Below are 21,523 nucleotides of genomic sequence, written 5' to 3'. Positions count from 1 at the left end.
AGGCTACTCTTCCGTGACACTCCTGTATGTTGTCCTCCTCGCAGCTGTCGCAGTGGCGCTTGCACCAGTAGCCGTCAAGGTTGCTGATCGCGCAGCCGGCTACCCGCTAGCCGGCATTTTTATTGTCGCCGCGGCACTGTTGGCTAAAGAATTTCCGGCGCTTGCCCGTGGCGAAGAACTGACCTATTCCGTGACGTGGGTGCGCGATGTGATCGCGCCCGGCGTTGATGTCAACCTCGCCTTCCGCGGCGATGCACTCGGCATCTTCTTCGCCATGCTGGCTCTCGTCATCGGTGCGGTGGTGTTTACTTATTCTGCGGCTTACTTGCCTAAAGGAAAAGGAAACGTCAGTTTTTATGTCCTGATGACCGCGTTTACGCTGTCGATTCTCCTGCTCGTGCTCGCTAACGACGTCGTGGTGCTCTTCCTTGCCTGGGAGCTGGTATCGCTGGCGTCGTTCATGCTCATTGCGCGCAGCGGTAAGTCAGGTGAGGCGGGTTCGCAGCGCACGTTGATCCTTACCTTCGTTGGCGGCCTCACTCTGCTATCGGGCGTGGCGATTGCTGCAACCGCAGCGGGGACGACGAACCTTGAGGGCATCTTGGCCTCCGACGTGTGGGCGGAGCGCCCAGGCCTGACCGCCGGGGTTGCCGTGCTCATTGCGGTATCGGCATTTACCAAGTCTGCACAGTTCCCCTTCCACTTCTGGCTGCCGGAAGCCATGGCGGCCGCGACGCCGGTCTCGGCCTTCCTGCACGCGGCAGCAGTGGTCAAGGCCGGTGTCTACCTCTTGATTCGCTTCTCCACTATCTTCCACGACGTTGCCGTGTGGAACTGGCTGCTCATCATCGCCGGTATGGGTACCGCCGTGATGTCGGCGGTCTTCGCGGTGCAGAAGACGGACCTGAAGAAGCTGACCGCGTACTCCACCGTGTCCCACCTGGGATGGATCGTGGCCACGATTGGTGTGGGCACGCCTTTCGCCATCGCGGCGGCGCTCGTGCACACGCTGGCGCACGCGCTGTTTAAGTCCTCCATCTTCATGCTCATTGGTGTCATCGACCACGAGGCCGGTTCCCGCGATATCCGCCGCCTCGGCGTGCTGTGGAACAAGATGCCGTGGACCTTCGGCTCCATGCTTATCGGTGCTGCCTCGATGGCGGCGGTCCCGCCGCTGTTCGGATTCGTGTCGAAGGAAGGAATGCTCACCGCCTTCGAGGAGGCACCAATTGGTTCTACCGGCCAGGCGCTGCTGCTCATCGTCGCCGGCGTGGGTGCGTTCTTCACGTTTACTTACTCCGCCAAGATCATCTTCGGCGCCTTTTTCGATGGCCCGCGCAACATGTCGCATGTCCATGAGGCACCGGTGCGGTTGTGGCTGCCCGCGGCTCTGCCGGGTGTGATGTCGGTGCCGATCATTTTCGTCATGGGAGCGCTCGATAAGCCGCTCGATAACATCGTGGCGGCCATCGGTATGGAGGGCCATTCCCACCTCGCGCTGTGGCACGGGCTGAACGTCCCGCTGCTTATTTCTGTGGTGGTGCTGATCGCTGGCATCATCGCGTTGTTCTTCCGCGGGCCGCTGTGGACCGCGATGGAGGAGCGCCAGCTCCTACCGCGCACCGGTAACCAAATCCTGAAGTGGATTCAGGATGTGTGCGCGGCCTTCGGCCGTTTCGTTGGCCGCATGTCCGATACCCACAACCCGTCGAAGCTGATCCTGCCGATCATTCTCCTAGTCATCATCCTGGCGGGCTCCACTCTGGTGTCCACGGGTGTCGACGGTGTGGCTCTCAACCCGCGCGTGGATGGCCTTGATAATCCGTGGGACCTGTTGCCGCTGGGCATCGTGGCGCTGTCCATGTTTGGTCTGGTGCGTACACGCAACCGCCTCACCGGTGCGGTCATGATTGGTACCGCGGGAACCGGCGTGACCTTGCAGATGTTCTTGCTCGGCGCACCCGACGTGGCCCTGACGCAGTTCACGGTGGAGGCGCTGTCCGTCATCGTCATGATGATGGTCCTGCGCTATCTGCCGGAGAAATTCCACCCAGTACAAAACAACAACCGCAAGGTGGGTTCCATCGTGGTGGCCGTGCTCGCTGGGCTCACCGCATTCCTGGGCGTGTGGGCGCTGATGGGGCGTCACGAGCGCTCGGACCTGGCCATGTGGTACCTCAACAACGCTCCGGATATTACTGGTGGCGACAACGTGGTGGCCACCATCATCGTGGAGTTCCGTGCACTCGATACCCTGGGTGAGCTGTCGGTGCTGGGCATGGCTGCCGTGGTTATCGCTGCGGTCACCTCGACGCTGCCGCGCTTCCCGTTCACCTCCGGTACGCGTCCGGCGCCGTTCGGCCAGTCGCAGCTCAACTCGGTGCCGCTGCGCAAGGGCATTGCCGTGGCCATCCCAATCCTGGTGGTCATGTCCTTCATTGTCTTCTACCGTGGCCACCAGGCTTCCGGCGGCGGCTTCCCGGCGGCGCTCATCATGGGTGCGGCCATCGGCCTGACCTACCTGTCCCGCGGTACCGATGAGATTGTCTTCGGGCGCATGACTCCGATTCACCTCACCGGCGTGGGCATCATCGTGGCACTGGTGGCAGGCTTCATCGGCTACATCCCGACGTCGCATAGCTCCGGCGGTTTCCTCACAGCCATCCATGGCCACGCCCTGGGGCAGCACTGGACGACGTCGCTCATCTTCGACCTCGGCATTTACCTTGCGGTGTTGGGCATGCTCACCATGGCCATCAACGCTTTGGGCGGTTACCTGCGCCCGGGCACCGAGCGGGACTACTTGCCGTGGGTTCATGACGATGATTCCGCGCTGCCGAATACCCCGCGCGTGGTCATGGAGGATGTCGACGACCCGTATCCCGAGTCCATCAACCCGTCTTCGGACCCAACGGCGTTGCTCAATGACTCCGAGGCACGCCACCGTGCGTCCTCGTCCCACCGAATCTCGGCTCAAGAGGAGAAGAACTCATGATCCTCGCACTGACCATTGCTTTGCTCATCGGTAGCGCCGTCTACCTCATCCAGCAGCGCGGCCTTGTGCACATCGTGCTGGGCATGATGGCCTTCGGCCACGGTGCCAACCTCATGCTCCTGGCCACCGGCGTGTACTCCTACCGCGGGGAGTCCTTTCCATCGCAGGTGGGCATGGACCAGATGGCGGACCCGCTGCCGCAGGCCTTTGTGCTGACCGCCGTGGTGATTTCCATGGCTACCTCGACCATCCTGCTGACCATGGCAGCGATGGGCGCGAACGACGACACGGATGTTGTTGAGCCGGTGGATGACAACACCATTGACCACGCTTTCTCCACGCTGGGACGCGACACCCAGAACCGGGAGATTCTGGAGCGCTCGGCTAACAAGATGGATCGTTTGAAAGAACTCGAACAAGAGGAGGACAACTAGATGTATGACACCGTAAGCGCCCTCCTCCCGCTCTTCCCAGCGGTTCCCCTCGTATCGGCGGCGCTGGCGCTCCTCGCGCCATGGAGCCGCGTGCGCGATGCCATCATGCTCATCGTTCCGGGCGTGGGTATTTTCGCCTCCTTTGCGCTGTTGCTCTACACCATGAGCAACGGAGTGGTGGCGCACAGTGTGGGTAACTACCTGGGCAACGCGGGTATTGCCTTCGCCGCCGATACGTTCTCGGCACTCATGCTCATTACGACGATGATCGTGGCCTTCGGTGCCAACTGGTTTGCCATCGTGGGCGGTGAGACCAAGTCTCGCTACTACCCGTCGCTGACACTAATCCTTATCACTGGTGTGTGTGGCGCCCTGCTCACCGCTGACCTCTTTAACTTCTTCGTGTTCATCGAGGTCATGCTGCTGCCGTCCTATGGCCTCATCACGATGTCCGGTACCTGGTCGCGCTTGGCTGCCGGCCGCGCCTTCGTGCTGGTGAACTTGTTCGCCTCCACGCTTTTGGTGGTCGGCGTGGGCTATATCTACTCGGTGACCGGCGTGGTCAACCTGGCGGCGCTCACGGGCGCTGCCGCCGGCAATGGTCCGGTGACGGTGGCCTCCGGCATCATCGTTATCGCCATCGCCGCGAAGGCCGGTGTGTTCCCCGTGCAGTCGTGGCTGCCGCGCACCTACCCGGGTACGTCGGCTGCCGTCATGGGCTTGTTCTCCGGCCTGCACACCAAGGTGGCGGTGTACATGCTCTACCGCCTGTGGGTGCAGCTCTTTGATATGGACCAGCGGTGGGGGACACTCATCATCGTCATCATGATCATCTCCATGCTGGTTGGTGCTTTCGGCGGCTTGGCTGAAAACTCCATCCGCCGCGTGCTGGGATACCAGATGCTCAACGGTATGCCCTTCATCCTCGTGATGATGGCCTTCACTACCCACGATGCGCAGCGCGCGTTGGCTGCCGGCATTCTCTACACGATTCACCACATGCTCACGGTGGGCTCCCTCATCCTGGCCTCCGGTGCCATCGAGGAGACGTACGGTACGGGCAGGCTCAACAAGCTTTCTGGCTTGGCGCGCCGTGATCCGATTATCGCGTGGATCTTCGCCGCAGGCGCCTTCTCCGTCGTGGGCTTCCCTCCCTTCTCCGGTATGTGGGGCAAGGTCCTCATCGTCGCGGAAATTGCCCGTACCGGCGGGGGATGGGCCTGGACCGTGATCACGGTGATCATCATCGCCTCCTTCGCGGCGTTCCTTGCCATGTTGCGCGTGTGGCGTCGCGTCTTCTGGGGCAAGGACCTTCCCAAGGAGAAGGTGCCCGATGAGCTGGTGATCCGCAAGAAGCTGATGGCACCCTCGGCGGCGCTCATCTTGGGCTCGCTGACCATGTTCATTCTCTCCGGTCCGGTCATCAGCGTCACGATGGAAGCCTCAGCGGACTTGCTGGATACGGAGGCTTATGCAGACGCAGTGCTTGGCGACGACCCCGTAGCCCTACCCGATATCGACTCCCTTCAGGAGGGCCGTTAAATGAAGACTGCGTTGCATGCTGTTGGCTACGCGCTGTGGCTGATCAAGGAAATCTTCGTCGCGGGCTTTTCATTGGCCGCGGAATCCTTCAAACCGCAGAACAATTACCGCCCCGTGGTGCTGCGATATCCCTTGCGCGTGACGAGCGCGTGGGAGATCTTCTGGTTCACCTCGTCCATTACCGCAACCCCTGGAACCTTGTCGCTGGGCTTGCGCGAGCCGATTGCGGAGGGTCTACCGCGTATCGTGCTGGTTCAAGCGGTCATGGGGGATGACCCCGCCAGTGTCATGGCGGATCTCGCGGACATGGAGGAGCGCCTCGCGCCACGGGTGAAGGGCATTGACTATGGCGTACCTGGCCAGGGCCCGACGGAGGAACTAGCCCCGACCTTCTACGAGTACACGCTCGATACGCTGGGCCGTCACATGCGAGCACCGGACATCGCGAAGGCCGACGATACCCCGCTGGCCGCGCACGATGTGGAGAAGTACTCCGTGTGGCCCTTGCGCCAGGTTGCACAGAACAAGGATGCCCGAAAGGATGATAAGAAATGATTGATTTTTCCTCGATGAGCGCCTTTCAATGGGTAGTTTTTGTCAGTATTTTCCTCATCGGCGCATCGGTGTGCGCGGCGTTGGTATTGGCGTTGCGCTCCCGTGATGAGCTCACCCGAACCGTGATGAGTGACATGGTCTTTTACGGCATGCTGTGCATGTATATTTCGTGGTCCATGACTAATCACGCGTCCATCGTCTATGACATCGCCATGCTCGCGGCTATTGCGGCCGGCGTGCTGCCGACGTTGTCGATGGCCCGCATCATCTCGAAGGGTAGGAGGTAAGACCATGACTATCGCGGAGATTATCGCCTCGATTCTGTTGGTCGTAGCCACGGTCTTGGTCATTGGGACCGCCATCGCCTTGTGGCGTGCGCCCGATGCCCTGACCCGCGTCAACCTGCTGGGGCCGACGGTCGGTTTGGCCGTTCCGCTGCTGCTTGTGGCGAAGTTGGTCGTGGATTTTGCTGAGAACGGGTTTTCCCTGTGGTCGCTGATCAAGGTCATGATCGCGTGTTTCGGCGTGTGGATCATCGCGTCGGTGGGCTCCTTCTACATGGGCCGTTCCATCTACGGCGTGACCGTCACCGACGTGAAGTATGCCAAGCGTATGCGCGAGCGTGAGCAAACGGTAAAGGCTTCCGAGGACGAGCTCTAGGGCGCGTGCTGGGACAAGCGGCGAGGAGAGTGCTTCCCTCGCCGCTTTTTCGATCTTAAGTGTGATCTGCAGCTCACTTTCCTTCCTAATTCTATAGTGCGATAGGTATATTAAGTCCCGTTACCTATCAAGCTATAGAAACGAGGTTAGTTGACGTATGACTCCTGAAGCATTTTCTTCCGGCGACGCAGCATGGATGCTCATCAGCGCATCCTTGGTGCTGCTCATGACCCCCGGATTGGCGTTGTTCTACGGCGGAATGGCGGGCAACCGTCACGTCCTCAACATGATGATGATGTCCTTCGGCGCACTAGCGCTCGTCCCAGTGCTCTACGTCTTGTGGGGATGGTCAATGTCTTATGCGGGCTCTTCGCTGGCGGGGATCGTGGGTAACCCGTTCGAAGCCTGGGGGCTACGCGGCCACATCACCGGGCCCTCCGCCGAGTACCTTGCCGGCAGTGCTGGTTACCCCAACATCATCGACATCGGTTTTCAAACAACCTTCGCCATTATTTCGACAGCCATCATCTCCGGAGCCCTCGCCGGCCGCGTGAAGTTCTCCGCGTGGCTCACCTTTGCGGGCGTGTGGATCACCTTCGCCTACTTTCCGCTCGCTCACATGGTGTGGGGCGGGGGAGTGCTCTCCCATGCCCCGCGTTCCCTCGCAGCGTGGCTCTTCGGTGTATCAAACGGTGAGGCTCTCATTGCTCCCATCGACTTCGCGGGCGGCACCGTCGTGCACATTTCCGCCGGCGCGGCTGCCCTGGTTCTGGCTATCGTCGTGGGCCCGCGCGCGGGCTTCCCGAAGCACATCGATAGGCCCCACAACCTTCCGATGGTGATGCTGGGCGCTGCGCTTCTGTGGTTCGGCTGGTTCGGCTTTAACGGCGGTTCCGCTTTCGCTGCGGACGGTCTTGCTGGCCTGGCATGGCTCAACACCACTGTTGCAGCGGCCGCAGCGATGCTCGGCTGGATGCTCGTGGAAAGAATCCGGGACCACGCCGCGACTTCTCTCGGCGCTGCATCCGGCGCGATTGCAGGTCTTGTCGCCATCACCCCGGCCGCAGGAGCACTCAGCCCGCTCGGTTCCATCGCCCTCGGGTTCCTCGGCGGCATTATCGCCTGCCTGTGTATCAGTCTGAAGTACCGCTGGGGCTTCGATGACTCCCTGGACGTCGTCGGCGTGCACCTGTGCGCTGGCCTGTGGGGAACCATCGGGTTGGCCTTCTTCGCCACGGATAACGGCATCCTCACCGGTCACCTCTCGGAAGGCTTCAAGCTGCTCGTCGTCCAGGCGGTCATCGCGCTCGTCGCCATGCTGTTCTCCGCTGCCGTTACGCTGGTTGTGGCGCTCCTCATCCGCGCCACCCTGGGGTGGAGGGCCGATGATGAAGACCAAGGCATCGACCTGAGCGAGCACCGCGAGTCCGCCTATGACTTCCGTGAGTCCGTGGCGTCTCACCGTCGCCACACCCACGACGCTAGGATTAACCCTGCACCTACCGTCCAGCCGCGGGTCGACACCGCCGGAGCTAAGGAGTAACAGATGAAGCTCATCACTGCCATCGTCAAACCGTTCACGCTGCCGGACATCCGTGAAGCCCTCGAACAGCACGACGTGCACGGCCTGACCGTGACCGAGACCCAGGGTTTTGGTCAGCAGCGCGGCCACAGCGAGGTCTACCGCGGCGCCGAGTACGCCACCGATTTCGTACCCAAGGTCAAGCTTGAGGTGGTGACGGCCGACGAGCAGGTGGAGGACATCCTCTCCGCTATCGTCGACGCCGCCTACACCGGCAAGATCGGTGACGGCAAGATTTGGATCACGCACGTCGAGGACGTCATCCGCGTACGCACCGGTGAACGCGGCGAGGCCGCTCTCTAAAAGGTGTCTACGGCCGCCCAACTGCGTGAGGACGCCTACGCTTCGGCGCTGCGCCTCACACAGTCCCTGCAGCTTCCGCCCGGCTGTGCGCTTGCCGCCACGGGTTCTTTTGCCCGGCGGGCGATGACCCCTTTTTCGGATCTCGACCTGATTCTCCTCCACCCGGATGACACCGAGCTTCCCGAGGACGTCGTCTCCGAAATCTGGTACCCCATCTGGGACGCCAAATACCGGCTTGACTACGCCGTGCGCACCCCGCGCGAGTTCGGTGCCATCGCCGGATCTGATCCCGCCGCCGGCTTCGCGCAGCTGGATCTGGCTTTCGTCGCCGGCGACAAGCAGCTCGTGGACTCCACCCGCGCCCAGGTCTATGCCTCGTGGCGCCGCCTGTTGCAGAGCAACTTCGATGCTTTCGTCGACCTAGCAATCACCCGCTGGCGCCGGTCCGGGACCCTGGCCACGATGACCCACCCGGATATCAAGAATGGGCGGGGCGGCCTGCGCGACATCCAATTCTTGCGGGCCCTCGCCCTGGGCAACCTCGCCGACGCCCCAGCGCTCGAGGAAGAGCAGGCCCTGCTTCTCGACGTCCGCACGCTCCTCCACGTCACCGCCCGCCGACACCGCGACGTCCTCGATCCCGAATTCGCTGAGGAGATAGCTCACGAGTTGGGTTTTGCCGACCGCTATGACTTGTCTGCGGCCGTCGTGACTGCCGCCGCAGCGGTGGACAAGGCCGTGGAGCGGGCATTGGCAACGGCGCGGGGCGTGGTGGCCAGGCGCAGCCACAACCGCACACGTAAGCCCCTCGATATCGGGGTGGTTGATGTCGGGGGCGAGATCCGCCTCGCTCGCACCGCCGATCTCGACGAGCCGTGGCTGCTCCTGCGCGTGGCCGCCGCTGCGGCGCGCTCGGGCAGAACAGTGCCCTCCCACGTCTGGGAGCAATTGCGCGAGTTGCCGGAACTGCCCGAACGCTGGCCCGCCGCCGCGACGGATGCCTTCTTCAGCCTGTTGTCCTCGCCGCTCAACACTCCGCGCCTCATCCAGGAGATGGACGCTCACGGATTGTGGGAGCGGCTCGTCCCAGAGTGGGAGCACATCCGGGGGCTGTTGCCGCGCGAGCGCACGCACGCTCACACCGTGGACTACCACTCCATCCTTACCGCCGCGCGCTGTGCGGAAGCGCGCACCTCCGTGGCCCGGCCGGACCTGCTGCTCCTGGTGGGGCTCTATCACGACATCGGCAAAGGCTATGGGCGCCCGCACGAGATGGTGGGGGCGGAGATGGTGGCGCGAGCCGCAGCCAAGTTGGGACTCGACCTGGCGGATCGCTCCCGCGTCCAAACCGTGGTCGCTGAGCACACCACGCTGGCGCGCATCGTCTCCCGCACGGACCCTTCATCCGATGAAGCCCGTGACGAGCTCCTCGAAGCCGTGCGCTATGACTACCTCACCTTGGCTCTCCTCGTCGTGCTCGCCCGCGCCGATGCCGAATCCACCGGGCCCGGTGTGTGGAACCGCAGGCTAAATCAGGGCATTGAAGCGGTCAGCGGGCGTGCTTTTGCGCAGTTGGAGGCACTGCGCCCAGTTCGTCCTCTGGTTGCCGCCGACCGCGACATCGGTCTGCGCCACAACCCGGAGGATGACAGCTTTACCGTCCTGTGGCGTGGCAACTACCAAAGGGAGGCCGTGCGCCCCCTGGCCCTGATTGCCGCGTTGGGCTGGAACATTCTTTCCTCGCGCCTCGTGCGCACCGAGGAGGGCTATGCCGGCGAGTTCGACATCCGCGCTCTCCACGGTGCTATCGATCTCGCCACGGTGGAGGAGCGCCTCGTTCAGTCCTATAAATCCGGCACCTATACCGTGCTGCCCGATTTTGTGCCGGGGCCCGCGACCGCGATGTGGAGCAGTGGAGTCTTCGAGGTTCGGATCGATGACTACCCGGGTACCCTCGGCCACGTGCTGGCGCTGCTTCCCGAGTGCGAGTGGGTATCCACCGCCGCGCCGGGCGCCACGATGGTGCTCCACGCCGTGCCGCTTGGCGACGTCCCCCGCGCCGCCCTCGTCCGGAATGTGACCCAAGCACTGGTCAACGGCTAAGCTGGGGAAGTTATAAATTTATCCACGATAGTTGAGGGAGCACTGCACCGTGTTTGAGTCTTTGTCTGACCGCTTGCAATCAGCCCTGTCCGGTCTGCGCGGCAAGGGCAAGCTGACCGAGGCGGACATCAACGCCACAGCGCGCGAAATCCGCCTTGCGTTGTTGGAGGCGGACGTCTCTCTCAACGTCGTGCGCGGCTTTATCAAGCGCATCAAGGAGCGTGCGGCCGGTGCCGAGGTCTCCGAGGCCCTCAACCCGGCGCAGCAGGTAGTCAAAATCGTCAACGAGGAGCTCATCGAGATTCTCGGCGGCGAGACCCGCCGCCTCAACCTAGCCAAGAATCCGCCGACGGTCATCATGCTCGCCGGCCTCCAAGGTGCTGGTAAGACCACTTTGGCGGGCAAGCTTTCCAAGCACCTTGCCTCCAAGGGACATACCCCGATGCTGGTGGCCTGTGACCTCCAGCGCCCGGGCGCGGTGCAGCAGCTCCAAATCGTTGGCGAGCGCGCCGGGGTCGACGTCTACGCGCCGGATCCTGGCACCTCCCTGGACTCCCACGAGCATGAGATGGGTACCTCGCATGGGGATCCGGTGGACGTCGCCAAGCGCGGCATCGAAGAGGCTAAGCGTACGCAGCACGACATCGTCATCATCGATACCGCTGGTCGCCTCGGCATCGATGAGACCCTGATGACGCAGGCGCGCAACATCCGCGATGCCGTCAACCCGGACGAAGTGCTCTTCGTCATTGACTCCATGATCGGCCAAGACGCCGTGCAGACCGCTGAAGCTTTCCGCGATGGCGTGGACTTTACCGGTGTCGTCCTGACCAAGCTGGATGGTGATGCCCGCGGTGGTGCAGCCCTGTCCATCCGTGAGGTCACGGGTAAGCCCATCATGTTCGCCTCCACAGGTGAGAAGCTCGAGGACTTCGACGTCTTCCACCCGGAGCGCATGTCCTCGCGCATCTTGGGCATGGGTGACCTGCTGACACTTATCGAGCAGGCGGAGTCCAAGCTGGATCAGTCCAAGGCGGAGGAAGCCGCCAAGAAGATGGGCTCCGGCGAGATGACGCTCAATGACTTCTTGGACATGATGCTCATGGTGCGCAACCTGGGGCCGATGGGCAACCTGCTCAAGATGATGCCGGGCGGCAACAAGATGAACCAGATCGCCGACATGGTCGACGAGAAGCAGCTCGACCGCATCCAGGCCATCATCCGCGGTATGACCCCGGAGGAGCGCGAGAACCCGAAGATTCTCAACGCTTCGCGCCGCAAGCGTATTGCCCTTGGTTCCGGTGTGAGCGTTTCTGACGTCAACCAGCTCATCGAGCGCTTCACCGAAGCCAAGAAGATGATGTCGCAGATGGCCGGTCGTTTTGGTATGCCGGGCATGGGCGGTGGGCGTTCCGCTACCAAGAAGAAGCCGAAGGGCCGCAAGGGCAAGAACGGCAAGCGCAAGCCGCCGAAGCGTCGTGGTGGCGGCGGTATGCCGGGTGGCATGCCGTCGATGCAGGAGCTGCAAAAGATGCAGGAGCAAATGGGCGGCGGCATGCCCGGACTAGGCGATATAAAGATGCCGAAGGGCATGGAAAATATCGACCTCAGCAACCTGGACTTTGGGCAGGGCAAGAAGAAATAACCGAAGAAGAACATAGCCTTCTTCGGTGAGACAAGGGCCGGCGCTTTGTAGCGCCGGCCCTTCTGCGTACTAGATGGCTTCTCCTGTGGGGTAGGCCGGAAAGGGGATGGGCTCCGCGGGTGTGGCCGGAGGCGTCTCAGCGGACTGGGGGATCACGGGGCTATCGGCGGGAATCTGCGGGGGCTGCTGTTTGACCTGCTCGCCGTTGAGGATAGGCGCGATTGCTTCACGGATGAGCGGGATGGCAGAGTCGGCGAAGGCCTTGGTGAAGTGGTGCATATCGCGATAGACCATAATATTGCCGATGATGACCGGGCAATCGCCGTCGGCGTTGCAGAACCACTTCGAGGTGTCCACGGCGAGCATGTTGTCGTACTGCGAGAGGACTTCAGCGCCGGGGTCATAGGGCGCGTAGACCTCCTCGAAACGCATGCCACACCCGAGGGAATCCTTGGTGGCCACGTAGCACTCATCAAACTGGCGGCCATTGCCGTGTTCATCGAAGCCCCACGGGTTGTCGCGGAAGCCTACAAAGGGGATATCGTGCTTGGCCAGCTCGTCCCAGAAGGCTATGTAGCCTGGTGGGACAGCATCGGGGCCGTGGCCGAACGGCTGTCCTGGCCGCGTGGAATTGGACACAACCAACGCTGGGTCCGCGTCGATGATGCGCTTGACCACTTCCTTGCTCCATTCGGCGCAAGAGGGCTTCACACTCAGTTCATCGCCCAACTCGATGGGGCAACCCACGCGGGTAAGCGGGACGAGCTTAAAGCCCATCTCGCGGCCCAAGTAATCCAGCGCCGAGGAGAACTGCTCCGCATGCGAGCCACCAACCAAGTAGACCTCGACGTCGGAATCAACGTCACCAAAGATGCACGGCGTCACGCCGTCTTTCTGCGTCTCGATGAAGTAGTCCGTTGGTTCCTGCTCCGGAATGAAGCACCAATTATCAGCGACCGGCGGCTGGATGCCGCGCGCGAGAATCGGGTCAGGCTTGATCTCTACGTTCTCAGGCGGCGTGATGTTCTCAACGAAGGTCGTGGCTCCCGGGTAGAGCCTCGGATCTAGGATTTCGCGGTTGGCCTCCTGCAGGCTACGCAGCCACAGCGGCTGAACGGCCACGAGAGCAATGGTGCAGGCAGCAACGACGACGCCACCGACCCCGCGGAGAGCGCCGGTGCGGGTGCGGAGGTCGGCGAGGCCGCGGTGGACGGGGAGGTCGTCGGCAAGCGGGCGTTTGCGGTGTTGGCGCAGGGGCTTCTCGACGAAACGATGCGTCACGTCCGCCAAGCCCAGCGACACCACGATAATGATGGCACCGAGCCACCACGGAGGGGTTTCCAGGCCGAGGGCGGCGATGGAAATGATGAGCAGAGGCCAGTGCCACAGATAGAGCGGGTAGGCGATATCACCGAGCCAACGAGAAACCCGGGTGGTGAGCACCCGCGAGAAAGACCCGCCGGAACCGATAATGATGAGCACCGCGCCGCCGATCGGCAACAGGGACAGCGGCCCAGGGAATGCCAAGGTATCGGAGATAACCAGACCGGTGCAGGCGAGCGCGGCCAGACCGACGGCGGTGGCGAGGTTGGACAAGTGTTGCGGCATGCGCAGGTGCGAACCATAGATGACGAGCACCGCGCCCAAAGTCAGCTCCCAGGCGCGCGACCATGTGGAGTAGTAGTTCTCCGGGGTGCCAAAGAGCCCGTCGCGGGATGCATAGGCAAAAGAAGCGACGGTAACTACGAGGAGAATCGGGCCAGCGATGGAATTAATGGAAGAGAAGCGCTGTTCTCGCAGGCCCGTGTTCTTGGGGCGCAGGCGCATGAAAGCGGCCAGGCCGAGAGCGAAGAAGATGCCCAGCAGGTAGAACTGGCCCTGGACCGCCATGGACCACATGTGTTGCAGTGGTGATGTGCTTGCGGAGGCAGCGGCGTAGTCAGCGTTCTGCCGCGCTAATTCCCAGTTCTGGTAGTAGAAGACCGTCGCAGTGATCTGCTTGGTGAGCTCCGTGTTCATGAGCTTCGGAGCGAAAAGCCGGACGAGTAGATAGCTCACGCCGATGACGAGCACGAGGGAAGGAACAAGCCGGCGGAGCGTGCGCCAGATGGGCCACCACGGGTTCAGGGAGGCGTTGGGCCGCGCGGCATAGCGCAGCTGCGAGCCCAAGAAGAAGTACCCGGAAAGCAGGAGGAAGACATCGACGCCACCTGAGACACGACCAACGAAGACGTGGTACAGAACAACCAAGGCGATCGCGATGCCGCGGAGGCCGTCAAGGTCGTAACGGTAGCGGAATGTGGAGGGTGCTTGTTTATTCATAAAAGGAGGATTGTGTGGCGGCGAAATAACCGCATTACAGACTACCCCTTTCACGGGGTAAGGCCTAACTATGCAAGAGCTAAAGGGAATTTCCTATCTCGTGTGGGTTCCGCTAAAGTTGTTGAGGTTGTTCACGCACCGCGTGGAGGACACGTAAAACTTCATCTCTGCGTAACGCCGGTACCGCCTACGGACGGCCGGCACGTCACGCGCAGGATAAATCCAAGGGTTGAACCGGCGCGCCAGAAAGCGGCGCGTGTCTGAACTGCCCGGTGACTAGAAAAGGAGCCAATCATGGCCGTTAAGATCAAGCTGCAGCGTATGGGTAAGATCCGCAACGCTGAGTACCGCGTCATCGTCGCTGATGCACGCACCCGCCGCTCCGGCAAGGCTATCGAGAACATCGGTATCTACCAGCCGAAGCAGGAGCCGTCCCTGATCCAGATCGATTCCGAGCGCGCTCAGTACTGGCTGGGGGTCGGCGCACAGCCGACCGAGCCGGTTCTCGCACTGCTCAAGGTGACCGGTGACTGGCAGAAGTTCAAGGGTCTGCCGGGCGCAGAGGGCACCTTGAAGGTTGCTGAGCCGAAGCCGTCCAAGCTGGATCTCTTCAACGCCGCTCTGGCTGAGGCCAACAACGGCCCGACCATCGAGGCCATCACCGAGAAGAAGCGCAAGGCCAAGGAAGAGGCTAAGGCTGCCGCCGAGAAGGCTGCTGAGGAAGCCGCTGCCGCTGAGGCTGCTAAGGCCGAGGAAGAGGCCGCTAAGGCTGAAGAGGCCGACTCCGCTGAGGCTGAGGAGTCCGCAGAGTAATTTCTGCACTCCAAACGTAATATCCCCGCTGACCAGTAGGTCGCGGGGATTATCTAGTTTTTCGGCCGTGGGAGGCGGACCTCCAGAGGGTTTTCGAAGTCCAAGCCGCGGACAGCGGAGGCAATAACTGACTGCGCCATAGCTTCCACCTTTTCCTCCGGTAGCGACCCCAAATGACCGCTGAGGCACAAGACTGTGAAACCGTGCACCGTGGACCATCCGGCTAGGCAATTCTGCATCATGTGCTGCCTCTTGGGTTGCTGGCCGATGGATCGCGCGTACTGCTCCATGTAGCCGTAGAAATTGAACATGGCTTGCACACGTAGGTCTTCGCCGGGCCCCTCAGCCGCGGCTACGAGCCCGGCCGGAATATCAAAGCTGCTCGCGGCCATCATGCACATAAAGAAGTGCGGCTCTTCCAAGGCGTGGTGGAAGTAGGTGAAACCGGCCTCCATCATCTTGTCAATGATGGTGCCCTCCGTCGTTTCGAAGGTATCGCTGAGCTTGTTGATGAGTTCGTAGGTGGCGACGGCCCCGACGGCGTCGAGAAGCGCGGCTTGGTCCTTGAAGTGACGGTAGGCGGCGGTGGGGGAGACGCCCACCGCGCGCGTTGCGGCGCGAATCGTCACCGCCTCCGGTCCACCTTCCCGGCCGAGTTTGATGGCCTCTCGGAGGATCTCTTCATGCAAATTTCCATGGTGATACGGCTTCGAACTACTCACGATCTTAGAATCGTACTAAAAGTCTAGACATTCGCGCCAGTGTTCGGCGTTAACATGGTGAGCAGCATGAGTGCAGGTTCCTCGCTACATGTCACCGCATGCGGCACGTACGCCGGAAGGTGCACTATGCGTCCGGGAGCGAGCACCTCATCTTGTTCCCCGCAACTAAAAATCACCGATCCCTGGAGCACCTGGACGGTGATGGGGTGCGCGGCCTTGTGATCAGGTAGGTCTTGTCCAGGCAGGAAGGAGAAGAGGATGAGGTTTGCGCCGTCGGCACTGAGGACCCTCTTAACGGCTGGTCTGGGGCGTGTGGGGTTCGGCTCGGGGGCCTCATCGAGCAGATTCAGCGTTGTGAGGGCGGCACTGTTGTGGGAGGCGTCGCCAAAGGTGGTTGCATCATTGATGGGAAGCTCAGTCATGGCGCCCCAGCGTAGCCCGTTAAGCTAGCAGGCATGGAACTACTCATTGGTCGCGTGGTGAAATCCCACGGCATTAAAGGCGAGGTCTCCGTCGAGGTGACCACCGATTCCCCGGAGATCCGATTCGCCGTCGGCGAGGTTCTCCACGGCACACAAGGCAAAAAGGAGCACGAACTCACCATCGCAGCGGTGCGTGCCCACAAGGGGCGCCTGCTCATCACCTTTAAGGAAATCCCGGACCGCACGGCCGCGGACTCGCTGCGTGGCACCCAGTTCTTTGCCGAGCCCCTGGATGATCCGGAAGATGACGGCTTCTATGACCACGAGTTAGAAGGGCTGCGCGTCCTCCTCGATGGCATAGAGGTGGGCGAGGTGACCGGCGTGACCCACGGCCCCACGCAGTCCCTCCTGGAGGTCACGCTCACCGATGGCAAAGAAGCGCTCGTCCCCTTCGTGGAGGAGATCGTGCCGGAGGTCGATCTGGAGGAAGGAACCTGCACGATTACCCCACCGGAGGGGCTGCTCGACCTATGAGAATCGACGTTGTCACCATCTTTCCGGAGTACCTCGACCCGCTGCGCCACGCATTGCTGGGCAAGGCCATCGAGCAGGGGAAGCTCGCGGTGGGCGTGCATGACCTGCGCCAGTGGGCCACCGACGTGCATAAATCCGTCGATGATTCCCCCTATGGCGGCGGGCCCGGCATGGTGATGAAGCCAGAGGTGTGGGGGCCCGCGCTTGACGACGTCTCCTCCGGCACCGCCTCCACTCAGGACCTGCAGAGCGCTCTGCCGCACCTGAGCAAGCCGCGCCACGACGATATCCATGGCGTCGAGGCGCGCTCCTATAGCGAAAGCGAGGGGTCGGATAAGCCGCTGCTCATCGTGCCGACTCCCGCGGGAGAGCCTTTTACTCAGGCTGATGCGCAAACGTGGTCTGCGGAGGAGCACATTGTCTTTGCGTGCGGGCGCTACGAGGGCATCGACCAGCGCGTCGTCGACGATGCGCAGCACCGTTACCGCGTACGCGAGGTCTCCATCGGCGACTACGTGCTCATCGGAGGTGAGGTGGCCGTGCTGGTCATCGCCGAAGCCGTCGTGCGCCTCATCCCTGGTGTGCTGGGGAACCGGCGCTCGCACGAAGAAGATTCCTTCTCCGATGGCCTGCTGGAGGGGCCCAGCTACACCAAGCCGCGCGAGTGGCGTGGCCTGGCGGTGCCGGACGTGCTGACCTCCGGTGACCACGCCCGTGTGGACCGGTGGCGCCGCGAGCAGTCGCTGGCGCGGACGTGGCAGCGCCGCCCAGAGCTGCTGGATGCAGCGGAGCTAAGTGACGCCGATCGCGCCTACCTGGAAACCTTAAAGGAGGATTGAGATGGACGTCAGCACTGACTTGTCAATACTTATGACTGAGGCTGAATGGAACAAGGTCCTCGAAGGTATGCCGCAGCGTTTGCGTGAAGGCGGAGTCGAACCGCAGGACATCAACGCCGAGGTCGTGTCATTTACCTGCGAACCCGACAACATTCTGGTCAACGAGTACATGGATAAGCACGGCCAGCCGCCGGTGAGCGAACACGTGTGGCGCGTCATCGTCAACGGTACCTCTGACCTGCCGCTGACCAAGGTCACCGCGGCCGTCGCGGACTGTTTGCCGCCGCACACATTGTGGTACGGGACCTCCGAGATCGGCCACACCGAGTTTGGCCTGGGTACTTCCTGCGCGTGGCAGGGCGGGGTATAGGGTAGGAAGGTCTTTTAGTCCCCGACCCATAAAGAGGTTTTGTGAATATCGCAGCCACCATCGCTGGAGAGCTGGGCGTCAAAGAGCAGTTTGTCGAAGCCGCCCTCAAGCTCATGGCGGAAGGTAACACCGTTCCGTTCATCGCCCGTTACCGCAAGGAAGCCACCGGCGGGCTGGATGACTCGCAGCTGCGTATCATCGAGGAGCGCTCGACCTACCTGCGGGAACTGGAGGAGCGCAAGGAAACGGTGCTCGCCGCGATTGAGGAGCAGGGCAAGCTGACCGACGAGCTGCGTGCCCTCATCCAAGGCTGCGAAACCAAGGCGCGCCTGGAGGATCTGTACCTGCCGTATAAGAAGCGCCGCAAGACCAAGGCGGATATCGCGCGTGAGGCCGGCCTGGAGCCGCTGACCGACAAACTCATTGAGAACCCTTCGGCGGATCCGGCCGAGCTGGCAGGGGAGTACCTCACTGAAGGCTTCGAGGAAGCGAAGAAAGCCCTCGAGGGCGCTCGCGCTATCTTGGTGGACCGTTTTGCGCTGGATGCGGACCTCGTCGGCGAAGTGCGCGAGCGCATGTACACCAGCGGTTCCATGAACGCCGGCGTGGTCGAGGGTAAGGAAACCGAGGGCGCGAAGTTCAAGGACTACTTCGAGTTCTCTGAGCCTTTCGACAAGCTTCCCTCGCACCGCATCTTGGCGCTGCTGCGCGGTGAGAACGAGGGCGTGCTGCAGCTCAACCTCGATGCCGGCGATGACGCCATCTACGAGGGCATGATCGCAGATCGCTTCGACCTAGACGTTGACACCTCCCGCTGGCTTGCCGACGCCGTCCACTGGGGCTGGCGCACCAAACTCTCCATCTCCTCGGGCCTCGACGTGCGCATGCGCCTGAAAGAGAAGGCGGAGGAAGGCGCGCTCAAGGTTTTCGCGACCAACCTGCGCGATGTTCTGCTGGCGGCCCCGGCGGGCCAGCGCGCGACGCTGGGCTTGGACCCGGGCTACCGCAACGGCGTCAAGTGTGCGGTCGTCGACCCGACGGGCAAGGTCCTTGCCACCACCATCGTCTACCCGCACCAGCCGCAGCAGAAGTGGGCTGAGGCGGTGAGAGAGTTGGCGTCGTTAAGCGCGGCTCATTCGGTGGACCTCATGGCAATTGGTAATGGCACCGCGTCGCGGGAGACGGAGAAGCTTGCCGGTGAAGTCGCGGACCTCATCGCGCAGGCGGGTGGGAAGCGGCCGAGCCCGGTCGTGGTGTCGGAGGCGGGCGCGTCGGTGTATTCGGCTTCGCAGCTGGCGGCCGATGAGTTCCCCGACATGGATGTCTCACTGCGCGGCGCGGTGTCCATCGCGCGCCGCCTGCAGGACCCGCTGGCGGAGCTGGTGAAGATTGACCCGAAGGCCATTGGCGTGGGGCAGTACCAACATGACGTCAACCAGGTCGCACTCGCGCGCACGCTCGATGGCGTGGTGGAAGACGCGGTGAATGGCGTCGGCGTGGACCTGAACACGGCGTCGGCCCCGCTGCTGGAGCGCGTGGCTGGTGTGAACTCCACGATTGCGGCCAACATCGTGGCCTACCGCGATGAGAATGGCACGTTTGCCTCGCGCAAGGAGCTGAAGAAGGTGCCGCGCTTGGGGCCGAAGGCTTTCGAGCAGGCGGCGGGCTTCCTGCGCATCAATGGCGGTAAGGATCCGCTCGATGCCTCGGCCGTGCACCCGGAGGCCTACCCGGTGGTGGCGCGCATCGCGGAGAAGACTGGTCTGGGGGTCTCGGAGCTCATCGGCAATTCGCGGGTGTTGACGAAGCTGTCGCCGGCGGACTTCGCCGACGACACCTTCGGTGTGCCGACGGTGACGGATATCATCGCGGAGCTGGACAAGCCGGGCCGCGACCCGCGCCCGGAGTTTAAGACCGCGACGTTCAAGGAGGGCGTGGATAAGGTCTCGGACTTGAAACCGGGCATGATTCTGGAGGGCACCGTGACCAACGTTGCGGCCTTCGGTGCGTTCATCGACGTTGGCGTGCACCAAGACGGGCTTGTGCATGTGTCCGCGATGAGCCACAAGTTCGTCTCCGACCCGCACGATGTGGTCCGCTCGGGCCAGGTAGTGAAGGTGAAGGTCATGGAGGTAGACGTGGAGCGCCAGCGCATTGGTTTGTCGCTGCGGCTTGACGACGAACCCGGCCAGCCCGCGCCTAAGCGCCGCAACGACGGTGGGCGTTCCGAGGGGCGCGGCGGCCGCTCCGACCGGCGCAACTCCCGCCGCGACGGTGGGCGTGGCCGCGTGGACCGCGGCGGCGGTGGCTCAATGGCCGACGCTCTCAAGAAGGCCGGCTTCTAACCGTTCAAACGGTCGGAGCTTTGTGTGTTCTCGCCCCAGCGGCGGCTTTAGAGTCCGTCTCCTGAGAATCCGAGATCGTTCAGTGCAGACGGCGGGATGAGACTTAGCTGAGGGATCGCCGAAGGCGCGGAAAGCCTCGCGGTTTTGCGGGGCCTCCGCGTGGAGTAGGCACCATGCTGGGGATGAGCTGCTTTGGCGGCACGGTGCTGGGGTGCGAGCTATCCGGGCGGTGGGCTACCGTTTGGTGGATCCGGCGGTCGGGCGTGGGTTTTGTCGGCGGCGAGCCGTTTGACCGCTTCTTGGTAGGCGGGCTGCCCGGTAATCGGCGTTCCCCAGGGCGGGATGTAGTCAACGGGCCCTTTTAGACGAAAGACATAGCCTCTGCCGGTCGGGCTGGTGGGGTCATCGTCGTTGATGCCGTTGTGGTAGGCGCACAGCATGGTCAGGTTGGGCGGGTTGGTCTCCCCGCCTGCCTGCCAGGGAATGATGTGGTGGACTTGGCAGTAGTCCGCCGGTTTATTGCAGTCCTCGATAGCGCAGGTGGGGTGTTCGGCGCTGGCCATGATGCGCTGCTCGAGGCTGGCAAAGCGCGAAAGTCGGTGCAACCACACCGGCCCGATGGTGGGGTGGACCAATGTGGCGTAGCCAGTTTCGGCGAACTTGTAGGTGAGAAACTCTGCGCCCCTCATGCGCCCGCCGTTGGTGAGCTCGAGTTCGATGTCGTCGCCGTCATGGCGGACGACTTTGTCGAGCTCGTCGAGCGTTATCACGACGTTGGTTCCCACCGCCGGCCGCGAGCCCACGCCTTCTTTGAAGAAAACCTGGTGGGTGGCGTCCAGGAGGTCGGCGGGGTTGATGGACTCGAGTGTGCTGCGAATGGTGGATATGTTCAGAGCGGTATCGGTAACCGTGAGCGAGTGCGGGCCATTCTTGCGGTAGGTCAGCCGCACCCCTGGTGAAGGCACGCGTTTGGGCCTGAGCTCCTTCAAGCGCTCCACCGCCACTGAAGCAACCCGTTCTGAAGGCGTGGATGCCAGCGCGACGCGCAAATTCCAGACATCGAGCTGTTTCTTCAACTTGGCGGTGTAGGACTCAATCAGGTTCAACGTGGCCAGGTCGTGGCCCTGGCGTTGGGCCGCCTGACGCGCTGCGCGCTGCTTTCCGGTGAAGCGGGTATCGCCGAAATAAATGGCATGAAGCGACGCCAGCTCCGCGGCATCACCGGCCGAGGCGCCGAGCGCACGTAAGCCTTCGGGTGTGCTGGTTGCTGCTTCCACCAACGCAATCCCCGAATTGCGAAGGCGGATGTAGGTTTCGATATCCCCCATGGGCACAGA

19 protein-coding genes are annotated in these 21,523 nt (G+C 62.5%); 15 read left to right on the top strand and 4 right to left on the bottom strand.

Annotated elements, in window-relative coordinates:
* The first annotated feature begins 13 nt into the window (after positions 1 to 13).
* The 10 genes from HMPREF3009_RS11515 to ffh all read left to right on the top strand — a co-directional run bounded on the left by HMPREF3009_RS11515 (position 14) and on the right by ffh (position 11,819).
* The gene (locus tag HMPREF3009_RS11515; protein WP_070682056.1) at positions 14 to 2,995 is read left to right on the top strand and encodes a DUF4040 family protein; all 2,982 of its coding nucleotides are present in this window, start codon (positions 14 to 16) and stop codon (positions 2,993 to 2,995) included.
* Positions 2,992 to 3,429 (top strand): cation:proton antiporter subunit C, encoded by a 438-nt coding sequence (locus tag HMPREF3009_RS11510; protein WP_010190439.1) that lies wholly within the window; start codon positions 2,992 to 2,994, stop codon positions 3,427 to 3,429. Before HMPREF3009_RS11515 ends, HMPREF3009_RS11510 begins: the two co-directional genes overlap by 4 nt.
* Complete coding sequence (locus HMPREF3009_RS11505; protein ID WP_070512580.1) at positions 3,430 to 4,971, top strand: monovalent cation/H+ antiporter subunit D family protein; 1,542 nt, start codon at positions 3,430 to 3,432, stop codon at positions 4,969 to 4,971.
* The gene (locus HMPREF3009_RS11500; protein WP_070682053.1) at positions 4,972 to 5,526 is read left to right on the top strand and encodes a monovalent cation/H+ antiporter subunit E; all 555 of its coding nucleotides are present in this window, start codon (positions 4,972 to 4,974) and stop codon (positions 5,524 to 5,526) included.
* Complete coding sequence (locus tag HMPREF3009_RS11495) at positions 5,523 to 5,813, top strand: cation:proton antiporter (RefSeq protein ID WP_046648024.1); 291 nt, start codon at positions 5,523 to 5,525, stop codon at positions 5,811 to 5,813. The genes HMPREF3009_RS11500 and HMPREF3009_RS11495 overlap by 4 nt, the downstream gene beginning before the upstream one ends.
* 4 nt (positions 5,814 to 5,817) lie before the next feature.
* On the top strand, positions 5,818 to 6,186 hold the full coding sequence (locus HMPREF3009_RS11490) for a Na+/H+ antiporter subunit G (RefSeq protein ID WP_046648025.1): 369 nt from the start codon (positions 5,818 to 5,820) through the stop codon (positions 6,184 to 6,186).
* Between the two features lie 157 nt (positions 6,187 to 6,343).
* Positions 6,344 to 7,729, top strand: coding sequence for an ammonium transporter (locus tag HMPREF3009_RS11485; protein ID WP_070545748.1), 1,386 nt, complete (start codon positions 6,344 to 6,346; stop codon positions 7,727 to 7,729).
* A 3-nt stretch (positions 7,730 to 7,732) separates the two neighbouring features.
* On the top strand, positions 7,733 to 8,071 hold the full coding sequence (locus HMPREF3009_RS11480) for a P-II family nitrogen regulator (protein ID WP_046648027.1): 339 nt from the start codon (positions 7,733 to 7,735) through the stop codon (positions 8,069 to 8,071).
* A 3-nt stretch (positions 8,072 to 8,074) separates the two neighbouring features.
* Positions 8,075 to 10,174 carry a [protein-PII] uridylyltransferase gene (locus tag HMPREF3009_RS11475; protein ID WP_070545751.1) on the top strand — a complete coding sequence of 700 codons (2,100 nt, stop codon included), beginning with the start codon at positions 8,075 to 8,077 and terminating at the stop codon, positions 10,172 to 10,174.
* Between the two features lie 49 nt (positions 10,175 to 10,223).
* Positions 10,224 to 11,819, top strand: a complete 1,596-nt coding sequence (gene ffh, locus HMPREF3009_RS11470; RefSeq protein WP_049155367.1) for a signal recognition particle protein — start codon at positions 10,224 to 10,226, stop codon at positions 11,817 to 11,819.
* A gap of 69 nt (positions 11,820 to 11,888) precedes the next feature.
* On the opposite strand, the gene HMPREF3009_RS11465 is transcribed toward ffh, so the two are convergent.
* Entirely contained in the window at positions 11,889 to 14,141 is a 2,253-nt protein-coding gene (locus tag HMPREF3009_RS11465) for an acyltransferase family protein (protein WP_070682050.1), read from the bottom strand.
* A gap of 294 nt (positions 14,142 to 14,435) precedes the next feature.
* Between HMPREF3009_RS11465 and rpsP the strand changes: the two genes are divergently transcribed.
* Entirely contained in the window at positions 14,436 to 14,954 is a 519-nt protein-coding gene (gene rpsP, locus HMPREF3009_RS11460) for a 30S ribosomal protein S16 (RefSeq protein ID WP_070682047.1), read from the top strand.
* Between the two features lie 53 nt (positions 14,955 to 15,007).
* On the opposite strand, the gene HMPREF3009_RS11455 is transcribed toward rpsP, so the two are convergent.
* Positions 15,008 to 15,676: a TetR/AcrR family transcriptional regulator gene (locus tag HMPREF3009_RS11455; protein WP_070682044.1), complete on the bottom strand. Its 669-nt coding sequence runs from the start codon at positions 15,674 to 15,676 to the stop codon at positions 15,008 to 15,010.
* A gap of 23 nt (positions 15,677 to 15,699) precedes the next feature.
* Positions 15,700 to 16,098 (bottom strand): cupin domain-containing protein, encoded by a 399-nt coding sequence (locus HMPREF3009_RS11450; protein WP_070515676.1) that lies wholly within the window; start codon positions 16,096 to 16,098, stop codon positions 15,700 to 15,702.
* A 33-nt stretch (positions 16,099 to 16,131) separates the two neighbouring features.
* On the opposite strand from HMPREF3009_RS11450, the gene rimM reads away from it, so the two are divergent.
* The 4 genes from rimM to HMPREF3009_RS11430 are packed head-to-tail and all read left to right on the top strand — an operon-like array spanning position 16,132 to position 20,186.
* A complete protein-coding gene (gene rimM, locus HMPREF3009_RS11445; RefSeq protein WP_070682041.1) occupies positions 16,132 to 16,632 on the top strand; it encodes a ribosome maturation factor RimM in 501 nt (166 codons plus the stop codon).
* Positions 16,629 to 17,471 (top strand): tRNA (guanosine(37)-N1)-methyltransferase TrmD, encoded by an 843-nt coding sequence (gene trmD / locus HMPREF3009_RS11440; RefSeq protein WP_070515672.1) that lies wholly within the window; start codon positions 16,629 to 16,631, stop codon positions 17,469 to 17,471. Before rimM ends, trmD begins: the two co-directional genes overlap by 4 nt.
* A gap of 31 nt (positions 17,472 to 17,502) precedes the next feature.
* Positions 17,503 to 17,841 carry a hypothetical protein gene (locus tag HMPREF3009_RS11435; protein ID WP_232761126.1) on the top strand — a complete coding sequence of 113 codons (339 nt, stop codon included), beginning with the start codon at positions 17,503 to 17,505 and terminating at the stop codon, positions 17,839 to 17,841.
* Between the two features lie 41 nt (positions 17,842 to 17,882).
* The gene (locus HMPREF3009_RS11430; protein ID WP_070682038.1) at positions 17,883 to 20,186 is read left to right on the top strand and encodes a Tex family protein; all 2,304 of its coding nucleotides are present in this window, start codon (positions 17,883 to 17,885) and stop codon (positions 20,184 to 20,186) included.
* Between the two features lie 218 nt (positions 20,187 to 20,404).
* Here HMPREF3009_RS11430 and HMPREF3009_RS11425 read toward each other — a convergent pair.
* Positions 20,405 to 21,523 (bottom strand): HNH endonuclease signature motif containing protein (locus tag HMPREF3009_RS11425; protein ID WP_232761124.1); only part of this gene is annotated, 1,119 nt, incomplete at its 5' end.

The organism is Corynebacterium sp. HMSC034H07, from assembly GCF_001815175.1.
Classification (GTDB): Bacteria; Actinomycetota; Actinomycetes; order Mycobacteriales; family Mycobacteriaceae; genus Corynebacterium; species Corynebacterium hiratae.
This window is presented reverse-complemented; position numbering and strand designations above follow the sequence as displayed.

Excerpts from the sequence above, each read along its gene's own strand:
- HMPREF3009_RS11505 (WP_070512580.1), top strand. The coding sequence starts at position 3,430 with ATGTATGACACCGTAAGCGCCCTCCTCCCGCTCTTCCCAGCGGTTCCC.
- HMPREF3009_RS11465 (WP_070682050.1), bottom strand. The coding sequence starts at position 14,141 with ATGAATAAACAAGCACCCTCCACATTCCGCTACCGTTACGACCTTGAC.
- HMPREF3009_RS11450 (WP_070515676.1), bottom strand. The coding sequence starts at position 16,098 with ATGACTGAGCTTCCCATCAATGATGCAACCACCTTTGGCGACGCCTCC.
- HMPREF3009_RS11485 (WP_070545748.1), top strand. The coding sequence starts at position 6,344 with ATGACTCCTGAAGCATTTTCTTCCGGCGACGCAGCATGGATGCTCATC.
- HMPREF3009_RS11490 (WP_046648025.1), top strand. The coding sequence starts at position 5,818 with ATGACTATCGCGGAGATTATCGCCTCGATTCTGTTGGTCGTAGCCACG.
- HMPREF3009_RS11500 (WP_070682053.1), top strand. The coding sequence starts at position 4,972 with ATGAAGACTGCGTTGCATGCTGTTGGCTACGCGCTGTGGCTGATCAAG.
- HMPREF3009_RS11480 (WP_046648027.1), top strand. The coding sequence starts at position 7,733 with ATGAAGCTCATCACTGCCATCGTCAAACCGTTCACGCTGCCGGACATC.
- HMPREF3009_RS11510 (WP_010190439.1), top strand. The coding sequence starts at position 2,992 with ATGATCCTCGCACTGACCATTGCTTTGCTCATCGGTAGCGCCGTCTAC.
- HMPREF3009_RS11495 (WP_046648024.1), top strand. The coding sequence starts at position 5,523 with ATGATTGATTTTTCCTCGATGAGCGCCTTTCAATGGGTAGTTTTTGTC.
- rpsP (WP_070682047.1), top strand. The coding sequence starts at position 14,436 with ATGGCCGTTAAGATCAAGCTGCAGCGTATGGGTAAGATCCGCAACGCT.
- rimM (WP_070682041.1), top strand. The coding sequence starts at position 16,132 with ATGGAACTACTCATTGGTCGCGTGGTGAAATCCCACGGCATTAAAGGC.
- trmD (WP_070515672.1), top strand. The coding sequence starts at position 16,629 with ATGAGAATCGACGTTGTCACCATCTTTCCGGAGTACCTCGACCCGCTG.
- HMPREF3009_RS11435 (WP_232761126.1), top strand. The coding sequence starts at position 17,503 with ATGACTGAGGCTGAATGGAACAAGGTCCTCGAAGGTATGCCGCAGCGT.